At 40.4% G+C, this 19,622-nt stretch carries 11 protein-coding genes and 2 rRNA genes; 7 read left to right on the top strand and 6 right to left on the bottom strand.

What is annotated here, in order from left to right; translation table 11 throughout:
• Positions 1-413: ribosomal RNA gene (locus tag RRG12_RS01110) — 23S ribosomal RNA — on the top strand; the annotation flags it as partial.
• Between the two features lie 119 nt (positions 414-532).
• Positions 533-650 (top strand): 5S ribosomal RNA (gene rrf / locus RRG12_RS01105).
• Between the two features lie 298 nt (positions 651-948).
• Here rrf and RRG12_RS01100 read toward each other — a convergent pair.
• Positions 949-1,275, bottom strand: a complete 327-nt coding sequence (locus RRG12_RS01100; RefSeq protein WP_069071936.1) for a hypothetical protein — start codon at positions 1,273-1,275, stop codon at positions 949-951.
• A 768-nt stretch (positions 1,276-2,043) separates the two neighbouring features.
• Complete coding sequence (locus RRG12_RS01095) at positions 2,044-2,508, bottom strand: hypothetical protein (protein ID WP_420758039.1); 465 nt, start codon at positions 2,506-2,508, stop codon at positions 2,044-2,046.
• 603 nt (positions 2,509-3,111) lie between these two features.
• Here RRG12_RS01095 and RRG12_RS01090 point away from each other — a divergent pair.
• The gene (locus RRG12_RS01090; protein WP_420758038.1) at positions 3,112-4,434 is read left to right on the top strand and encodes a P-loop NTPase fold protein; all 1,323 of its coding nucleotides are present in this window, start codon (positions 3,112-3,114) and stop codon (positions 4,432-4,434) included.
• Positions 4,431-9,035 carry an eIF2A-related protein gene (locus RRG12_RS01085; protein ID WP_420758037.1) on the top strand — a complete coding sequence of 1,535 codons (4,605 nt, stop codon included), beginning with the start codon at positions 4,431-4,433 and terminating at the stop codon, positions 9,033-9,035. Before RRG12_RS01090 ends, RRG12_RS01085 begins: the two co-directional genes overlap by 4 nt.
• A gap of 532 nt (positions 9,036-9,567) precedes the next feature.
• Here the strand turns inward: RRG12_RS01085 and RRG12_RS01080 are convergent.
• A complete protein-coding gene (locus RRG12_RS01080; RefSeq protein ID WP_420758036.1) occupies positions 9,568-11,496 on the bottom strand; it encodes an alpha-amylase family glycosyl hydrolase in 1,929 nt (642 codons plus the stop codon).
• Between the two features lie 889 nt (positions 11,497-12,385).
• Between RRG12_RS01080 and RRG12_RS01075 the strand changes: the two genes are divergently transcribed.
• The 3 genes from RRG12_RS01075 (at position 12,386) to RRG12_RS01065 (ending at position 16,355) form a co-directional block, all read left to right on the top strand.
• Positions 12,386-13,438: a hypothetical protein gene (locus RRG12_RS01075; protein WP_420758035.1), complete on the top strand. Its 1,053-nt coding sequence runs from the start codon at positions 12,386-12,388 to the stop codon at positions 13,436-13,438.
• Between the two features lie 367 nt (positions 13,439-13,805).
• Positions 13,806-15,644: a protein kinase domain-containing protein gene (locus RRG12_RS01070; protein ID WP_420758034.1), complete on the top strand. Its 1,839-nt coding sequence runs from the start codon at positions 13,806-13,808 to the stop codon at positions 15,642-15,644.
• 492 nt (positions 15,645-16,136) lie between these two features.
• A complete protein-coding gene (locus RRG12_RS01065) occupies positions 16,137-16,355 on the top strand; it encodes a hypothetical protein (RefSeq protein WP_069073022.1) in 219 nt (72 codons plus the stop codon).
• Between the two features lie 63 nt (positions 16,356-16,418).
• Here the strand turns inward: RRG12_RS01065 and ribD are convergent, their stop codons facing one another.
• From ribD to RRG12_RS01050, 3 genes are all read right to left on the bottom strand, one after another.
• Positions 16,419-17,633: a bifunctional diaminohydroxyphosphoribosylaminopyrimidine deaminase/5-amino-6-(5-phosphoribosylamino)uracil reductase RibD gene (gene ribD / locus RRG12_RS01060; protein ID WP_420758033.1), complete on the bottom strand. Its 1,215-nt coding sequence runs from the start codon at positions 17,631-17,633 to the stop codon at positions 16,419-16,421.
• 257 nt (positions 17,634-17,890) lie between these two features.
• Positions 17,891-18,664, bottom strand: a complete 774-nt coding sequence (locus RRG12_RS01055; protein WP_069073020.1) for an SDR family oxidoreductase — start codon at positions 18,662-18,664, stop codon at positions 17,891-17,893.
• A gap of 440 nt (positions 18,665-19,104) precedes the next feature.
• Entirely contained in the window at positions 19,105-19,584 is a 480-nt protein-coding gene (locus RRG12_RS01050) for a hypothetical protein (protein WP_420758032.1), read from the bottom strand.
• Positions 19,585-19,622 lie beyond the last annotated feature (38 nt).

Here is a 19,622-nt window from a genome sequence, read left to right as displayed (position 1 = left end):
AGGTTTGGCACCTCGATGTCGGCTCATCGCAACCTGGGGCGGAAGTACGTCCCAAGGGTTGGGCTGTTCGCCCATTAAAGCGGTACGTGAGCTGGGTTCAGAACGTCGTGAGACAGTTCGGTCCATATCCGGTGCAGGCGTAAGAGCATTGAGAGGAGTCCTCCTTAGTACGAGAGGACCGGGAGGAACGCACCGCTGGTGTACCAGTTATCGTGCCAACGGTAAACGCTGGGTAGCCAAGTGCGGAGCGGATAACCGCTGAAAGCATCTAAGTGGGAAGCCCACCTCAAGATGAGTGCTCTCACCACAATAAGTGGGTAAGGTCACGGGCAGAACACCCGTTCTTAGGCGGTAGGTGGAAGTGCAGCAATGTATGTAGCCGAGCCGTGCTAACAGACCGAGGGCTTGACCTCACAACTCATTTGGTTTCGCGTTACTTGCAGTCTTCAGGGTTTCTGAAGTATTAGAAATGTAAAATTTCAAAAGTCATTTTTAATTTTACATTTTTAATTTTTAATTCCCATCAGGTTTTCCTGGTGTCTATTGCGCGGTGGAACCACACTGAACCCTTCCCGAACTCAGAGGTGAAACGCTGCTGCGGCCACGATAGTTTAGGGGTAGCCCTACGCAAAAATAGCTCGATGCCAGGTTCTATATTTCAACAAGCCTTTCTAAATGTAGTTAGAAAGGCTTGTTGTTTAGCTGATAAGATGGCTTAATATTTTGACAATTATATGCAGCGGTAGTTCGGAAAGTTTCAGCAACTGCTGATGTTGTTACTGATTGAGAATACTTTTACTGCTCTCAAGTTTTGACAAGAGAGCAGCTTTAGCTCACGCCAGAAATTTACATGGGGCTTCATAAATTCAATGCCCCGGTTACTGTATAGGTAGTTAACCCCACACCAAACACGATCGCAGTGAAGGAGTAGGGTTTTGTTGTATGTGGTCATAAAGAAACGCCAGCTTCAGATACAGTAGCCCCTACATCTGGTTTTACCTCCTTCGCCTTCTTTTCAAAAAGCTGAATTCCTGCATCAATAATTTCAAACCCGTTTTCTGTTCGTTGGCCAAGCTTGCCCGATACAGCCCCAGCCCAGTCTGCAAACTCCGAGGCGCTAGTTTCAGCCTTACGCCAACTTTTGGCATTAACTTGAGCGGTGAAGACTATGCCGTTCTGGTCAGTCAACTCGATTGCAACTTTTTTATTCTGAAGAGGTGTGGCTGTTGGTAGTGAGCCACTAAATTTTATTGTCACTTCGCTTTTGACTTCCATACCTTACCCCTAGCTCATCATCAATTTCATTTTTTCGTTCCTGATTTTATCTTGGATTAGGTTGACACAACGTGCGGGGCAGAGAGTTAATCTCTTTGATCACAAACAAAGTGAACGTTGAGCATTCGACTTGAAACAGAACCAAGACTCAACATTAAAAAACAAAATCCACAAAAAAAATTTACCCCTGTTTTTGACCCTTTTTTTGTCTATCTAATTGATAATTACTCTCAAGATGAACCGCCCAAACCGTGATTATTGACAAATTTATCAAGAAATATTACAGTTTTTGCACTAACTTATTGATTTCACTTAATTCGTGCTTTTGAGATAAAACCTCGAAAAAACATCCATTTTCCCAATTCTCACCAACTACATTCAACATCTCCCAATATCTCGACAATATCTCCCAAATCTCCAATTTTTTCTTACCTTTTTACACCTTTTACATCATCCAGTCACAAAATTCTCATTAGCTCAAAAATTCCCAATAAATCCGAACAGTTCCCAATACTTATAAGAAGTCTCCCATTATTTTCCAATAATTGGTCAATTACCCTGAAAATCGCTTAAAAGCTTTTAAGCTCTGTAATCCATCTTTTTCTGACGCACAGTACGCCATATTTGGCGGAAAGTTTTTGACAGCCAAAACCGAAAAAGAAAAAAATAACCCTCAAAATTACTACCACTAAACTACATAAGCACGACAAAAGCCGCCTAACAGTTAACAGCTACAACTGCGGCGGCTATTGTTCAAATATTCTTCGCTCAATCTCCCCCAAAAATCGCATCCAATTCTTGAGACGAAGCCTGACCTTGAACTATTGAAGCAGGTCTGATTGAATCAGCCGCTTCCCCCTCAAGCTCAGGCGACTCTAAAACATTACTCTTGTAGCTTGGGGCATTGACCGCTACAACTGGTGCAGTCAACGCTGGCTGTGACAGAACAAACTGCGGTTGTTCCACCGACAGTGCCAAACGCATATAACTACCGTGTTTATTCAACGAGTCCTGCGCTTCCCAACAAGCAAAACGGATCTGCTCTGGCGTAAAGGAACCGCTCGAATACCGCGCCACTGGCAAGAAAGCAGCCACCAAGATATCAGCCACCTTGCGCTGTGCCTCATCCTTGGGCAACGAGTTCAAGTAATCAACCACCTCCGCTAAAACATCACCCTCATAAGGTTGAAGCCGCAAACTCAAAGACTTGCGTTTCTTTTTGCTTTGGTTCATTGACTTGTCTCCATCCCCAACAAATAATCAAACATCCCAAAGCAGTCCACCAAACGGGCTGAGGTACTATACCTATACGTTTGCTCTGAATCTAAATTAAAAGTTTCTTGCACCTGAGTTATAAAACCGCTACCCCAAACCATTGGTATCAGGCATCACCGTGCCAATTTGGGAAAATTGTACGCTAAGAAATTAAGACTAATTAGAGACGGAGCGATAATACTTTGAAAGACACACTTACAGGTACTCCAAGCTCCGTTTTAGGCAAAGTTATTTTACTATCTATGCGCTAGAAAAAGTATTTGTGCAACTTATCTTTTTATGAGCGCGGTTAAATCTCGTATCAATCTCTGTAACTTTTGCTGTATAAGCTTTATAGCCACAGGTTGCCCCTGGTTGCACGAACCTTCTATTTACGCCTTCTTGCAAATACTTATCATTTAATTAATACATCCGCTTTTTCTAGCTAAATTCTTTTTCTGTTATCTAATCAACACAAAAACCTCCAATTTATAATTATTTGTTTTATAAGCATCTCACTATGGGCAAGAAAAAAAGTTAATATTGCAGTATATTCATTTAGTGTTCAGCAGATATCTAGTAATGCAACTTGATTTTTTGAAATTTAAAAAAGCCTGTAAACCAGATAAAACTTTAGATATGGGCAAAGAGGAGGATAGGCAATATTATATTGATTTCTCCTCAGTACGGGGTGGTGAAATTATTGAGGAATTAGCGCAAACAATTAAAATTTTTTCAGATGATAATAATAAAACTTGCCAACTCTTTACTGGACATATAGGATGTGGGAAATCTACAGAGTTAATACGGTTAAAATCTGAATTAGAACAACATAATTTTCATGTAGTTTATTTTGAGTCAAGTCAGGATTTAGATTTAGTTGATGTAGGTATTAGCGATATTTTACTAGCAATAGCTGGAAGAATTAGTGAAAGCTTAGAAGCTGTTAACATTAAAATACAGCCAGGATTACTAAAAAATTTGTTAACTGATATAATAAAGATATTAAACGCACCGTTAGAATTGAGTGCTGAGTTTTCTATTCCTGGTAACATTGCCAAAATAACTGCAAAAACTAAAGAAAACCCACAAAAGCGCGACCAACTAAGGGAGTTTCTAGAATCCCGTACTAGTAGCATTGTGGAATATATCAACGAAGAAGTACTTGCAAAGGCTAATCAAGAACTTAAACGTCGAGGTAAACAAGGTTTAGTTGTAATTGTAGACAACTTAGATCGAATTGGTAATAAAACTCTGCCATCTGGTCGAACCCAGCCAGAATATATATTTATAGACCAAGGCTCACAACTGGGTGGACTGAACTGTCATGTGGTTTATACTATACCTCTACCTTTAATCTTCTCAAGTGAAATTGATTCTCTGAAGCAACGACTAGGGAATGGAGTAGTTCCAAAGGTACTTCCAATGGTACCCGTACAATTTAGAAATGGCAGTGAATGCAAGCAAGGAATGTTACTTCTACAACAGATGGTAATGGCAAGAGCATTTCCCAGTTTGAGTGAAAAAGAACGTTTAAATTGTATTTTAGATGTTTTCGATAGCCCGAATACATTGGATAAACTTTGCCGTGTTAGTGGCGGTCATATACGAAATTTAATGGCATTACTTTTTAGCTGTGGTCTCAAAACAAAAAATCCACCAATTTCCTATGAAAGTTTGCAAAAAGCAATTAAAGAGCAACGCAATAGTTTAATTTCAGTAGTTCAAGAGGAACAATGGGAATTACTGCATAAAGTTAAGCATAAGAAAAAGATTGTAGCTATGAACCCAGAATACCAACAATTGTTACGGAGTATGTTTGTATATGAATATCGAAATGATGATACAGGTCCTTGGTTTGATATTAATCCAGTTTTAGCCGAAGCAGAGGAGCTAAAAACATGAATAAACAGGAGCAACCAACAGATATTAATGAAGATAATGAAAGTTCATTAGAAATGCTTATACAAGCAATTGATCTGGAAGAATTTTCATTAATTTTTGCACGCTGTAACTATGTCAGCTTGCGAGAGAAAATGTTAAAACGCTTAAAAGAATCATGTTCACGTGATATACGAGTAATTATCTTAAAAGATTCAGTTCAAACTTTGTATACGACTATCAAACAAGAAATAAAAGACGAAAAACCAGCAGTATTGATGGTTTTTAATCTTGAACTAGTTAAAAATCTTGAACAAGTGCTGATTTCTACTAATCAAGTTCGAGAAGAATTTCGCAACAATTTTCCATTTCCAGTAGTTTTGTGGGTTACTGATGAAGTTTTAATACAATTGAATAATTCAGCGCCAGACTTCAAAACATGGGGCATTTTTTGTGAGTTTGAACTTGCTACAGATGAGTTAGTAACACTACTTCAAAAAAATACTAATATTATATTTGAAAAAACTTTAGCAGCGGGGGATTTATTTCTGCCAAATTCTACACTTCTTAAAAGTTATTACCGCTTAGAAATAAATTCAATATGCAAAACCTTAAAAAATCGAGTTTATAAATTAGAACCAACTTTAGAAGCTAGTATCAATTTTATTTTAGGTCGAGATGAATTTGCAAGTAACAACTTTGATAAGGCATTGACTTTTTATTATCAAAGTTTTGGATTTTGGCGAAGAAATCATTCTTTAAAATGGCAAGGTGTTTTATTTTTTCATATTGGTTTATGTTATTACCGTAAGTCAGAATTATCTCAGTTAGAAAAGTTATATTATTTAAAAGAATCACAGAAATGTTTAGAGCTATGCATTGAGAGCTTTCGTTGGGATACACGCCCAGATTTAATTGCTAATTTTATTGGTCAATTGGGAAAGATACTGCAAAACTTACAAGAATGGGACAAATTGGAAAAATTGGCTCAGGAATCTCTAGAGTTGCACAAAAAGTTTGGTAATCCTATTAAACTAGCTCAAGATTATGGTTTTTTAGCTAAGGTAGCGCTGGAAAAGTCTCGTTCTTTCAAAAAACCAAAATCAGTTGAATTAGCAAAGGACGCAAGCCAATTAGCTCAAAAAGCACTGAAAATTTTGGGAACAGAACCAGATAATCAGCAGTATCAATGCTTACACTTACTAATTTTGGCACAAGCACAGCGATATTTAAATCAAAAATTGCAAGCAATTAATAACCTAGAAAAGGCAAGAGATTGTAATTTTCAAAAATCTGAGCCACAACTTCATGTAGACATTCTCAAAGAATTACACTTACTTTATTTTGAAGAAAAAAGATATCTAGAAGCTTTTTATACCAAACAAGATAGACGTTCGATTGAACAACAGTATGGATTCCGAGCTTTTGTTGGTGCAAGTCGGTTAAAAAAAGCAGGACAAGGATCGGGAACATCAGAAACTATTTTTGGACGAGAGCAAGATGTTGAATGTTTAATCAAGGAGAGAATTAGCTCTTCGGATAAAAAATTAACGGTTATTCATGGTCCATCAGGTGTTGGTAAGAGTTCTATTATAGATGCAGCCTTAGTACCAGCACTTAAAGAAAAAAATATTGGTGGGCGCATTGTTTTGCCAATAGTTCTGCGAGTCTATACTAATTGGATTACAGCATTAGGAATAGCTATTACAGAGGGTTTAAAAGAAATTCAAGCAGATATCACGTTACCTGTTCTCAATTCTTTAGAAGCAATAAGTGAAATCCTACAAAAAAATGCCAGTGAACAATTCCTAACAATCCTTATTTTTGATCAATTTGAGGAATTCTTTTTTGCTATAAGTGATATCTCAAAACGCCAGCAGTTTTATGAATTATTAAAAACTTGTATTCTAGGAAGAGATATTCAGTATACCAGAGTTCTTCTATCAATAAGAGAAGATTATCTTCATCGTTTATTAGAATGTGAAAAATTTATCGATTCCAAAGAAAATAAAATTGATTTTTTAAAAAGAGAAGTACGTTTTCATATAGGAAACTTTACTCAAAATGAGGCAAAAATAATAATCAAAAGTTTAACCAAACGCTCCCAATTTAATTTAAATTTTGATTTAATTGATGAGCTAGTAAAAGATTTAGCTAGCAATGAGGGAGAAGTACGACCAATTGAATTACAGATTATTGGTGCACAACTTCAGCAAGATGAAATTCAGACTTTAAAACAATATCGTTGTCTTGGTAATAACCCTAAAGCCAAGTTAGTAGAGCAATATTTAGCAGAAGTTATTCAAGACTGTGGTGAAGAAAATAAAAACTTAACTGAACAAATTTTGTATTTATTAATTGATGAAAAGAATACACGTCCCCTCAAGACACGCGCAGAGATAGCATTAGCTTTAGATGTAAAAACGGACAAGTTAGATTTTGTTTTAGAAATTTTAGTTGGTTCAGGCTTAATAATTCGATTACCAGAATCTCCATCTGATCGTTATCAACTAGTTCATGATTATTTGGTAGAATTTATTCGTCGACAACAAGGAGCTAGAAGATTAGAAGAACTTAAAAGGCAAGCAGATGAATTTCAACTAGGTCAACTCGATGCTCTTAGTCGCTATTCAAATGCACTCTTTCATCAAGGGAAAAAATTAGAAGCACTGATAGAAGGTTTACGAGTAGGAATACGACTCAAGCAATTAGATAGGGCAAAAAGCGAGACCCAAATACAGATTTTAGGAGCGCTAACGCAAGCAGTTTACGAAGTACGAGAATACAACCGCTTGAAAGATCACCGTAATGTAGTTTGGAGTGTAGCTTTTAGCCCCGATGGCAAAACCATCGCTTCTGGTAGTGATGACAAAACTATTAAACTCTGGCGTATTGAAGGTACATGTCTTGCTACTTTCGTCGCTCATCTTGATACTATCATGAGTGTAGCTTTTAGCCCCGATGGCAAAACCATCGCTTCTGCTAGTGCTGATAAAACTATTAAACTTTGGACTCTTGAAGGTACATGCCTTGCTACCTTCACTGAGCATAGCAATGAAGTTTGGGATGTAGCTTTTAGCCCCGATGGCAAAACCATCGCTTCTGCTAGTGCTGATAAAACTATTAAACTTTGGACTCTTGAAGGTACATGCCTTGCTACCTTCACTGAGCATAGCAATGAAGTCTGGGGTGTAGCTTTTAGCCCCGATGGCAAAACCATCGCTTCTGCTAGTTGGGACAAAACTATCAAACTTTGGACTCTTGAAGGTACATGCCTCATAACCTTTGAAGGTCATGAGGCTGCTGTCATAAGTATAGCTTTCAGCCCCGATGGCAAGAACATCGCTTCTAGTAGTGGGGATAAGACTATTAAACTCTGGAACTTGGAGGGCGGATGCCTCACTACCTTCACTGAGCATACTGGTATTGTTACAAGCATAGCTTTTAGCCCCGATGGCAAGACCATCGCTTCTGGTAGTGCTGATAACACTATTAAGCTCTGGAGCGTTGGGGCTGATAGCAAATGCCTTGCTACCTTCACTGAGCATAGCAACGAGGTCTGGGGTGTAGCTTTCAGCCCCGATGGCAAAACCATCGCTTCTGCTAGTTGGGATAAAAGTATTAAAATTTGGAGTATTGAGGGCTACCGCCTTGTCAGCTTCACCGAGCATAGTGCTCCAGTCATGAACGTAACCTTCAGCCCCGATGGCAAAACCATCGCTTCTGGTAGTGCTGATAACACTATCAAACTTTGGACTCTTGAGGGTAAGTGTCTCACTACCTTTGCTGGTCATAGCAATGCTGTCATTTGTGTAGCTTTCAGCCCCAATGGACAAACCATCGCTTCCGCTAGCCGCGACAAGACTATTAAACTTTGGAACATTAAGAGTGAATGTCTCGCTACCTTTACTGCTCATAATGATGAAGTTCTGAGTGTAGCTTTCAGCCCCGATGGACAAACCATCGCTTCCGCTAGCCGCGACAAGACTATTAAACTTTGGAACATTAAAGGTGAATGTCTCGCTACCTTTACTGCTCATAATGATGAAGTTCTGAGTGTAGCTTTCAGCCCCGATGGACAAACCATCGCTTCCGCTAGCCGCAATAAGACCATTAAACTCTGGAACATTGAGGGCGAATGTCTTGCTACTTTCACTGGTCATAACCATCAAGTCTGGAGCATAGCTTTCAGCCTAGATGGAAAAACCATTGTTTCTGCTAGTTGGGACAAAACTATCAAACTCTGGAACATTGAAGAAAACTGCCTTACCACCTTTACTGGTCATAGCAATGCTGTCACTTGCGTAGCTTTCAGCCCCGATGGACAAACCATCGCTTCCACTAGTTATGACAATACTATTAAAATTTGGAATATTGAGGGCAAATGCCTTGCCACCTTCACTGGGCATAAAGCTGGAGTCAATAGCCTAGCTTTTAGCCCTGACGGGAAAACTATCGCTTCCGCTAGTTTGGATAATACAGTAATTCTATGGAATTTGGATCTAAATTATCTGTTGATATGCGGCTGTGAATGGGTGCATGACTATTTGAGGAATAACCCTAATGTTGAAGAAAGTGATCGCTCTTTGTGTGATAGCATTTACGCTCAAAAATTTACTTTGTAATAAAATTTAGATTTTATCGTTTTTACAACAGGTGGCAGGTTTATGAAGTACAGTAACAGCAGTTTGTAAGTGCAATTACCTTAACCTCTCACTGATGATCGAGTATCTACATGACTGGCGGCATTGTCGATGCTGCAAAATTCCCGAATCGGGTTTGACATCGATGACAATAAGAGTTAACTGATTTAGGGGAGAAAGTAGCGAAGCTGCTATAAGCCGCCATGCAACGGCTGAAAACTCTACCCAGAGAGAGTTTCATCAAAATTTTTCAACTTTTATCCAAAAATGAGATTTTGATCAATTTGATATGGCGGTTCTCGACAAGCATGAGATACAATTTTGACCTCACTTCCATTCCTCTCTCCTAATTCGCTAGTAAAGGAGAGAGGCTATAAATAATAAAGAGTGAAGAATCAAAATTTTAATCCTTCACTCTCAAAGTCTTGAAAAAACTGGGTTTTTACTCAGTACTGGCTCAACGCCCCGCTATCCATGTACAGCACTCAGCACTTAGCTGTATTATTCTATATTTCTAGGATTCTCTTCCCGATGCCCAGGTATCACGCCATTTGACAGTGCCTTCTTTGGCAATCACCCAGCGGCGATTTACCAGATTTTCCCGCAAAGGCGATCGCCCTTCCCGCCACATGGCATATTTATAAGCAATGAGCTTACCAGCACTCTCATCAAAGGGAATTTCGGCAGACCATGTGTTCGAGTTGATGTACTCTAAAGGATATGCTTTGCTGATATCCCAGTTACCCAACTCTGGGCAATCTCCTGTCACCACAATGATTTCACCGGGTTGAGTATCTACGCCATTGAGTTGGACGCGGACGATTGTTTGTGCTTTGATTCGTTCGCCAACATGGCTAAAAACAAGCACTCCCCGTTCTTCTAATACCAGGTTATAAATCTTGCCGTCTTTAACTTCATACTTATTGCGAGTCACCACGCAAGTATGTTCTCCATCGGGTAATTCTGTGTCTACTTCTGGGAGAGTAACTTCTCCTCCCCGGTTTAAAGCTACAAAACACAGAGAGTCACGATAGCGGCGTACATAACAGTAAATATCAGGTGTTAAGTATTTTTGCCAGTGACTACCCATTGAGATGGCTGGATTCAGTCGCCGTAAGCCAGATAGCAACCTGATGCAACGATAAATCTCACTCTCAGTATCCCAATTTTCCATCATCGGGCGGTTATACGGGTCGTTACCGCCATCGGTGTCGTCATGCAAATACTGTTCTGTACCGTAGTAAATGCAAGGAATACCGCGACATGTCATAATCAAGGCGATCGCCACTTTCAACATCGCTGGATCAGGATTCAGCGATTGGAAGCGGCACATATCATGGTTATCGATGAAGGTGATTAACTCTGTTGCCCCGTTGTAACGATAATCCTGGTCAAAAATGTATTGAATTGTTTGGAATCCCATTTCTGAACCTTGCCCTAGTGCGGCTCGAATTGCTACACACAGTCCAAAGTCTAGAAGTGTCATGCCTGAGTGATTGGCAAATTCTACGGAGCGATCGTCACTAGGATTACTGTAAATCCATTCACCAAAAATAAATACATCTGGTTTGTGATTGGTCATCTCGCCAGTGAATTCTTGCCAAAACCAGATCGGCATGTGCTTGACAGTATCCACTCGTAGTGCATCCACACCCCGGTCTAGCCATTGTTTAATAGCTGACTTAATATACTCCCGATATTCTGTATTGTTTTCATTAAAGGTTGCTAGACCAGCTAGTTCACAATTTTGCACTTGCCAATCGTCTTCCCAGTTTTGCACTTCACCATAGTGGTGATACCAATGATTGACATCATCATTGAAGTCAGCAATTTTCACACCATCATCAAATAATTCCCCTTTGCTACCGCTGGTATCAGGGCTGCTATGGTTGCAGACAATATCTAGCACCAGCTTCATATTGCGCTTGTGCAGTTCTGTAATTAACCGATCAAAGGTCGTATTTTTTTCTTCTTGGGTAGCATTTAAAGAAGGATTCTCTCCATCCGCAATGTAGCGAGGATTAATCCGTTTAAAATCTTTTGTCCAATAGCCATGCATCGCGGCATTGCTAATAAATAACTCTTCTACTTGCTCAAATAGTGGAGTCAGCCAAATGGCTGTCACTCCCATGTTTTTAAGATAGTCTAATTTGTCGATGACACCTTGCAAGTCGCCACCCCAGTACTTACCCCAATCTTGTCTATTTGGATCATACAGTTCTGAGTTTGCACCTTCGCTGTTATCTGGATCGCCATCATAAAAGCGATCTACTACAAGAAAGTAAATAGTTTCCTGACGAAATTCAATATCTCTGGTGTAAAGAAACTCTAAGTCAATCTCAGTTTCTGAGGGTGGGCTTTCTATAATAGCTTCTACTTTTTCTTGTGCAGAATCAACTTTGTATTGATCCGGTGAAAACTGGGATGGAGGGGTTTTTACCATAAAAAAACTCAAAATTTCATGTAATTCACAGTTGTAGAAACAACAGTACAACGTTTTGAGTATTGTGTGTCGCTACAAACTTCGGTATTGTGACATCCTGCCTACGGTGTAGGTATCTATCGTTAGCTAGTTTATAATTCTATCGGTAGACATAATTCATCTGCTAGAGGATAAAAACAAAGGAATATAGCAATTATTAACGGTAATCGCTTGATAACAAAAATTTACAATATCTAGTTAAAGTGACTTGTAGTAAATATTGAGCCTAGCTCGTGTTTAAGTGTACATTCGACAACAGATTTTAGAACATCTCAACCTTTCTGTGTTGAAACCAGAATTTGTACTGCCAAGTCAACACCTGGTTAATAACCTGATATAATGCAAACTCGATCAAGTTCACCCTGTCAATTACTACCATTTGAAAGACCCGATTAGCGGTCACTTGAATTACTATGAAATATCAGGCATCCTGGGCCCGGATTTCTCACTCATAGTGTGGGGAGTGTGGGGAGTAAGGACACCAAGGTTACTGCTTAGATTCAAGTTTTTACAAAAATATCGCGATCGCTTCCTGTCTGTCTCAAATCATGAGAGGGTAAGTCAGGAGTTTGTGGAGTGGATTACAGCAAGGCTTAATTGGCGCTGGAGATTAGCTGTCAACAAGGTTTCGTTACACCTGAACAATACCAAGTAAACCAGATATTAGCGAACTTTTTCTCTAGAAGATTTGCTTCATTGGTGAAGAGTGCTGAGTTAAAAAACCACCACGCCACTTGCTTATGGGGAAAACTCTCAAACCTTACTCAGCACTCAGCACTGAGTAAGGTAAACTGACCATTGTCACTTTCAATCTATTATTACTATCAACCCATTAATTTAGGTAGCAATTATGACCAAATATGACAAGGTTTTTAACTCACCAAAGACATCAAAAGAATCACTCAGTCCAGAAGAAGCGGTGGCGGCGATCGCAACTGTCACTGCGATCGCTGATTCATCCATTGAAGATGTAGATGCAGAAAGTTTAGCGGGTATCCTTTGGGAATTCGAGGTCTTTGAGGAATACTCAGAAGATGAAATCGCAGAAATAGTTGATAGACTCCTCGCCATTGCAGAAGAAGAGGGAATTGGGCCTTTGTTTAATGTCGCCAAAGTATCTCTTTCTGATGAATTAGTGCTGGATGGTTTTGCTGCTGGGGTAATCGTGCTTTTAGATGATGAACTTGCCATCCCCAAACCGAAACAAGCCTACCTCAAAAAGCTACAAGCAGCCTTGGAACTTGAGGATGAAGAAGCAGAGGAAATCATCAAGGAGGTAATTGCAGCCTTTCAAGAAGCAGAAGATGAAGAATATGCAGACGACGATGAAGACGAAACAGTGGTCATAGAGGATTTTAGTGAACAGATATATCAATCTCCTTTAGGTAATTTTACAGTGCCGATTCCAGTTGATCCGCAGCAAGGCGGTAGAATTCAAAGCCAGGAAGGAGTAGTTGGCTTTTCTGATGACGTTGGTACTTTGCTAAGAATCGATTATTATCCTTTCCCTCTAGAACAGTTAGAGGAACTGGAGTCTGTTGGACAAGAAGAATATTTACAAACAATCTTAGTAGACAAGTATGTACCCCAAGCGATTTTTGTCAATGTACCAGATGCTTCTGTGGAGTATACCGAATATCTAGAAAATACTTTGCGAGGCGCTTACTATGTGTTAATCGATATGCCCAAAGGTTCGACGATTTCTAAGCAAGAAAATAATGGAACTGCAATCAGATTAGATGCATATCGGGGATTGCTCACCTTTATCAGTGGTGAGTTTTTGTATATAGTGAGTAGTCAACACAGTTTTCTCAACGGCGAAACTCCCGATTCCATTGAAGAAGAAGCCGAAGACATTAAGGAGAGTATTTTAGAGTTTGTTGAAACTATAGAGTTCACTTAGTACAACATTTCATTAATTTGTCGCAAATCAAATTTGGCAATACTCTGCATTTTTAATGCATTTACCTGCATTAAAAACATTATGCTTGTACGCAAATTTCACCCCAAAAAAGGGCCAAAAATAGAAGAACATACTTTTAAAATCGGCGGTTATAAACCGCTTTTAGACAAGCAAAACCCACCTCCGTGGGTTTCAAACCCTTAATTTTTCCTTAATAGGTATTGAGAACGGATGGCATCCTCAATTCAAAGTCCATAACTCACCAACTTATCTGATGTACATTTGGAAAGGGCGATGTCTGACGACAAGCCCGGAGAAAACAGAAAATCTCTGGCTTCGCACTGGGTATCTACACTTGTAATTTTTCATGACAATAACCCTGCTGAACAATCGCTATCAAATTATCCAGGTTATCGGCGCTGGTGGGTTTGGCGAAACCTTTCTAGCAGAAGATGTCCACATGCCTTCTCGCCGTCGCTGTGTGATCAAGCAACTAAAACCGATAACCAATAATGACCCGCAAACCTACCAACTGATCCAACAGCGGTTTGAACGGGAAGCAGCAACCTTGGAATATTTGGGTGAAAGTAGTCAACAAATTCCGAAACTCTACGCCTACTTTTCTGAAAACGGGCAATTTTACCTTGTCCAAGAATGGATTCACGGTCAAACCCTGACAAAAATTCTCGAAGCCAAAGGATTTGAGAGTGAAGCTGCTGTCCGGGAAATTCTCTTGAGTCTGCTTTCAGTCTTAGATTATGTTCACAGTAAAGGCATTATTCACCGGGATATCAAGCCAGATAACATTATTCTCCGTTCTGTGGATGGTAAGCCAGTTTTGATTGATTTTGGTGCAGTTAAAGAAACAATCCGTTCAGTGGTGAATTCTCCAGGACAGCCGACGCGATCGCTTGTCATTGGTACGCCTGGATATATGCCTAGCGAACAAGCCGTTGGCCGCCCAGTTTACGCCACTGATATTTACAGCTTAGGCTTAACGGCGATTTATCTACTGACTGGCAAACACCCGCAAGAACTAATAACCGATCTGAAAACTGGGGAAATACTTTGGCAGCAACACGTCCCTAATGTCTCTTCCCAATTGGCGGCGGTACTCAATCAGGCAATTAAGCCTCATGCTGGCGATCGCTACAGTACTGCCAGTAAAATGCTACATGCCTTGCAATCTGGTGATAGTATACCTCCTGAGTTAGCTGCAAATACTCCCACAGTCAGTTTTTCTCCCTCTGCTGCATCGACTCAACAAACCCAGGCATTGTATTCCCCACAAAAAAATTCTGTGATTCCAGGGTCTTCTACTCCTGGAAACTGGCAAAAACCTGCTGTGATTGTTGGTACTTTGCTGGTAGGCAGCTTGCTTGGTGCAGTCGCCATTTCTAGTATGACTCGTCAGCAACAACCAGAAACAACTATTGCGACAAGTCCCACGCGATCGCTAGAATCTTTGCCTACCGATCCGGCATCTCCCGAACCATCTGTTTCTTCTCAAACTTCTCCAGTTCCAGTCGTACCCACTTCACCATCACGACAGCCAGTAATTGCCGATCCTTTGCCAATCTTTAATCCCCCAGTTGTATCTAAACCACAGCCAGAAAAAGAGCCTGTAACTTCAGATACACCAGCAGCAGAAGTGCGTTCTACACCACAGCCAGAACCAGAGAATATTACACCTCCCACACCAGAAGCACCTCCGCCACCACAGAAGAATGATGAGCCGCCGAGTAAATTAGCTGCCACTAACAGCAGCCAAAGTGTTCCCGCATTTCCTACAGGTACATCAAGAAGCACGGTAGAAGCTACTCTCGGCAAACCAAATCAAGATTTAAGAGGCGCATGGGGCAAGACTCGTGCCGTTGTTTACAAACTAGTGCCAAACAAAATTGACCTTGGCTACCTATTTGATCGTAATACTAAAGTGCTGCGTCAAACTGAGGTATCTTTTGCCCAATCGGTAGATCCACAGGTTATGGAGACTACCTTGAATGGAATGTTAAGTGGGCAAGCCACTGAAGAGATTAAGCAGGGACTCAAAAAGGTACAAAAGCGCCAGTCTGATAATTTTAGTTTTCAGAATGGCTCGGTTAAAGGTCAGATAATCCGTCAACAATGTGATTTTATTTACATCAGCATTTGGGATGAAGATTTACATGATTTTGTGAATCCATCTACAGGCAAAAGATGTTAATGTCCTGGGAAATACTGTTCTCAAAAGTTAGATTTTTGTATTCCCTAATACAGATTTAGGATTCAATATAGTTATTAGAAAACTGTCTTTATTGCTCTACAATAGACATCTTGCAAAAGTAACTTTTACAAGATGTTGGGGAAAGGTTAAAGGTTAAAGGGAAAGGGAAAATTCCATCCTTTCACCTTTCCCCCCTTCCCCTTTACCCACTTCTGCAAGAAGTCTAATCAAGACAGTTTCAGTCTTCACAATCACAAAAACCCAATTTTTAGAATTAGTGCATTTGTTTTCTAGGTTTTGCAACTAAACCCATGCCCAATGCCCAATGCCCGTTTTCCAACTAAGTTTTAAATTCTTAATCTTCATAAAGTTATAAATATGATTATTAAGTTTTTAATAATACTTGTCTCAGCTTCTACATTCATGTCGTAAAGTGCGATTGGAATTGTGTAATCTGAAGACAGCAAAGCTAAATTATTCAATTGAGGTCTGATGACTCCTACAATTATGCGTCAGCTTTGGTCAGTGGTTGAAACTGCCCAAGCCAAGCTCCTCTTGCAACTGGATGATGCTAGCTTGGTGCAGTGGTTAGTGAAACAAACCGAAACGCAAGTGTTGTTAGATTCTAACGAAACTGATTTTCTATGCAACTACATTCAATCTCGGCTAGTCCTTATACGTGATATGGCCCATGAACGTCAGTGTTCATGATGCCTACGGCGGGCTACGCCAACATAAAATCACGCTGAATTGATTGATAGTCAAGTGTTATTACTATTGACTATTGGCTTTTTGGGGAAAATAACCTTCTACTAAGCAGTCAGAGCCGACTACACGCCAACGAACACGTTCTAGGGACAACGCCTCAGTCATGGTGGTAAAACCTAAATCGCCCACAGGTGTGGGAGCAATGCTACCACCAATGATTTTCGGGGCGATAAATGCTAGAACTTTTTGCACTGCTCCTTGAGCGATCGCACTAGCAGCTAAAGTACCACCACACTCCCACAACACGCTACAAAAACCCCGTTCATATAAGTACGCCATTGCCTTATCTGGTGTAAGTGCTGTTAATTCCACCACTTCCACCCCCTGCTTGAGCAACAGTTTTTGGAAGTCGGGATTAGCACCCTCTTGTGTCAACACCAAAGTTGGAGCATCCGCAGTTTGCCACAGATGGGCACTTTCCGGTAAGTTGAGATGGCGACTCATCACCACCCGCAGGGGATTATGTGCCTCCACCTGATGGCTGGTTAAGTAAGGATTATCTTGTCTGACTGTGTTACCACCGACAATTATGGCATCGCAACCCGCCCGCAACTGATGTACTTCATTGCGGGCCTCTTGGCTTGTCACCCAAGCACTATGACCAGAGGTAGTAGCAATTTTGCCATCTAAAGTCATGGCATATTTTAAAATTCCCAAAGGTCGTTTGTAGAGGATGCGATGGACAAAAGCTTCATTTAGTTGACGACAAGCTGACTCTTCTACTCCTACCAACACTTCAATCCCCGCCGCACGTAAACGAGCAATTCCACCTCCAGCTACCAGGGGATTGGGATCAACCATACCCACTACTACTTTTGCCACCCCTGCTTCGATCAATCCTTCCGAACAAGGGGGAGTACGTCCGTAGTGATTGCAAGGTTCGAGTGACACATAGATTGTTGCACCACGAGCGCGATCGCTTGCTGCTTTCAAAGCAAACACTTCTGCATGAGGCTCACCTGCGCGGGGATGAAACCCTTCGCCGACAATCTCGCCATCCTTGACAATCACCGCTCCCACTAGTGGATTCGGCGAAGTACGCCCTAAAGCACGGCGAGCAAGTTCCAAACACCGCAGCATCATGCGAGAGTCAAAGTCACTTCCTACCTTTTCCTTCGGTGGTGAATTCGATCCAACTGCTGACTCCACTAGATGTATATTTTCCTGAGTGTGATTTGGTAAAGATGCATCTGCTTGAGCGACCACTGGGAAATTATCCATAATTTTAAGCAATACTGTAAATATTCTGCACGCGATCGCCCAGCCTTTCCACAGGAGAATCGCGTTTTAATCCTCCTGATATAAACAGTAATATCCAGACAGGAGTACGGAAAAGTGGAACAAATGCTCTCTACGAAAGGTTTCGCTATCGCCGCGTAGCAGCCATACCGTGTAGAATCTTGCGAAAAATTATTGTCTGCGACACGCTACGCGATCGCAAAATCTAAAATCCAAAATGGTATGAGATGGGTTACTTACTATGTTCGCCGATTAACCAGGGTAGCGCTAGCTTGGTCAACAGGCATCAGCACAACTTCATTAATATTGACATGGGGCGATCGCGTCACGCAGAAAAATATCACATCAGCCACATCATCTGCTGTTAGGGGTGTAACTCCCTGGTAGACTTTGTTGGCGCGTTCAGTATCTCCGTGAAAGCGCACCTCGCTAAATTCTGTTTCTACCATACCAGGATCAACGGAAGTTACACGTACCCGCGTTCCCAAAAGGTCTTGTTTTAAACCTTCAGAAATTGCTCTTACAGCAGCTTTGGTAGCACAGTAGACATTGCCACCGGGATAAGTTTGATGTCCAGCAATGGAACCTAAATTTACCACATGACCGCGATCGCGACTTACCATTCCAGGGACGATATAGCGAGTTAGGTAAAGTAAACCCTTAACGTTAGTATCAATCATTTCTTCCCAGTTTTGAAAGCTGCCCTCATGTAACTTGTCTAAACCGCGACTTAGACCAGCATTGTTAATGAGAATGTCGATATCAGACCAGGCGGGGGGTAGAGTAGCAATGGCTTCTTCTACAGCGCTGCGATCGCGCACATCTAACTGTAATAAATGAATTTCAGTACTAAAATCTTTATTGAGAGTATCTGCTAGCTGCTGCAAACGTTCCAGCCGTCGTGCGGCTAAAATAAGTTTTGCACCCGCACCAGCGAAGATTCTCGCACAAGCAGTACCAATACCACTACTTGCACCAGTAATCAAAATGATTTGATTTTGTAGGGAAGTCATTGTTACTCAATATTCAAGAGTCCAGTGTTAATTTAAATACAAAATTTAGCAATTTAGCAAGTTACTGAGTCCTATATTTGTTTTTTGGTGAGTTTAATCTTACCAACATAACTTCTTATATTTATCGAACATAATTCAGGAGTCAAAAGTCAGAATTCAGTTGGGTATTTTGACCGAAAAAGCGGTGCTTCACAGCACTAGCGAGTATTTTCGAGTCGCGTCTGAATAACCGGCGTTTTTGCACCCCCAGCAAATCTACGATTGGGTGGTCTTGATTTTGATTCCTGAATTCTTCAATATATCTGCTTTAATTTCTGTGAAACGTGGGTTTAAAAACAGTTATACAGACGTTGAGTTACAACGTCTGTATATCCAGATTCATCTCTCGATTCAGCAATACCCAATTATTGTATAACCTATAAAAAATTCCATTATATATTTTAAGGTGAAGTAACGCCTAATTGCATTCTTTTTAATCCTCCTTCACTTGTGCAGTCTTCCATTTCGCCAAGAAATTCTGGATAATATTCTGTATTTCTAATTAACCAGTCACCGCTACGGACTCTAGCATTAGTCTGAAATTTACCAGACACCGATGATAGTTCATTTTTTTTAATTGAAAGAAAACTTTCTACTCTGCCTGAAATTCTTACATTACCATTATTTCTATTGATAATTTTAAATCCAGACATTTTCGTAATTGAAATACCTGGGTTTAAAGAGCAAGCAGAGCCACTTTGCATATTCGCAGCGATCAATAGTTTTTCACTAGTAATAAAAAACCTCATGTTTTTACTTGTTGAATCTGAAACTTGAGCATTTGCAGAAAATGATGATATGGTGAGGCTTGCAAGAGCAATAGAAATGTTTAATAATCTTTTCATTGTCTTCAACACAAGCTTCTTTTTTAGTTCTCTCATAATCATTGATGTAAGATTGATTGTTAGTCGTTTAGCAG

The organism is Nostoc sp. CALU 546, from assembly GCF_048836525.1.
Note: the sequence above shows the minus strand (reverse complement) of the source record. Positions and strands in the feature narration are given on the sequence as shown.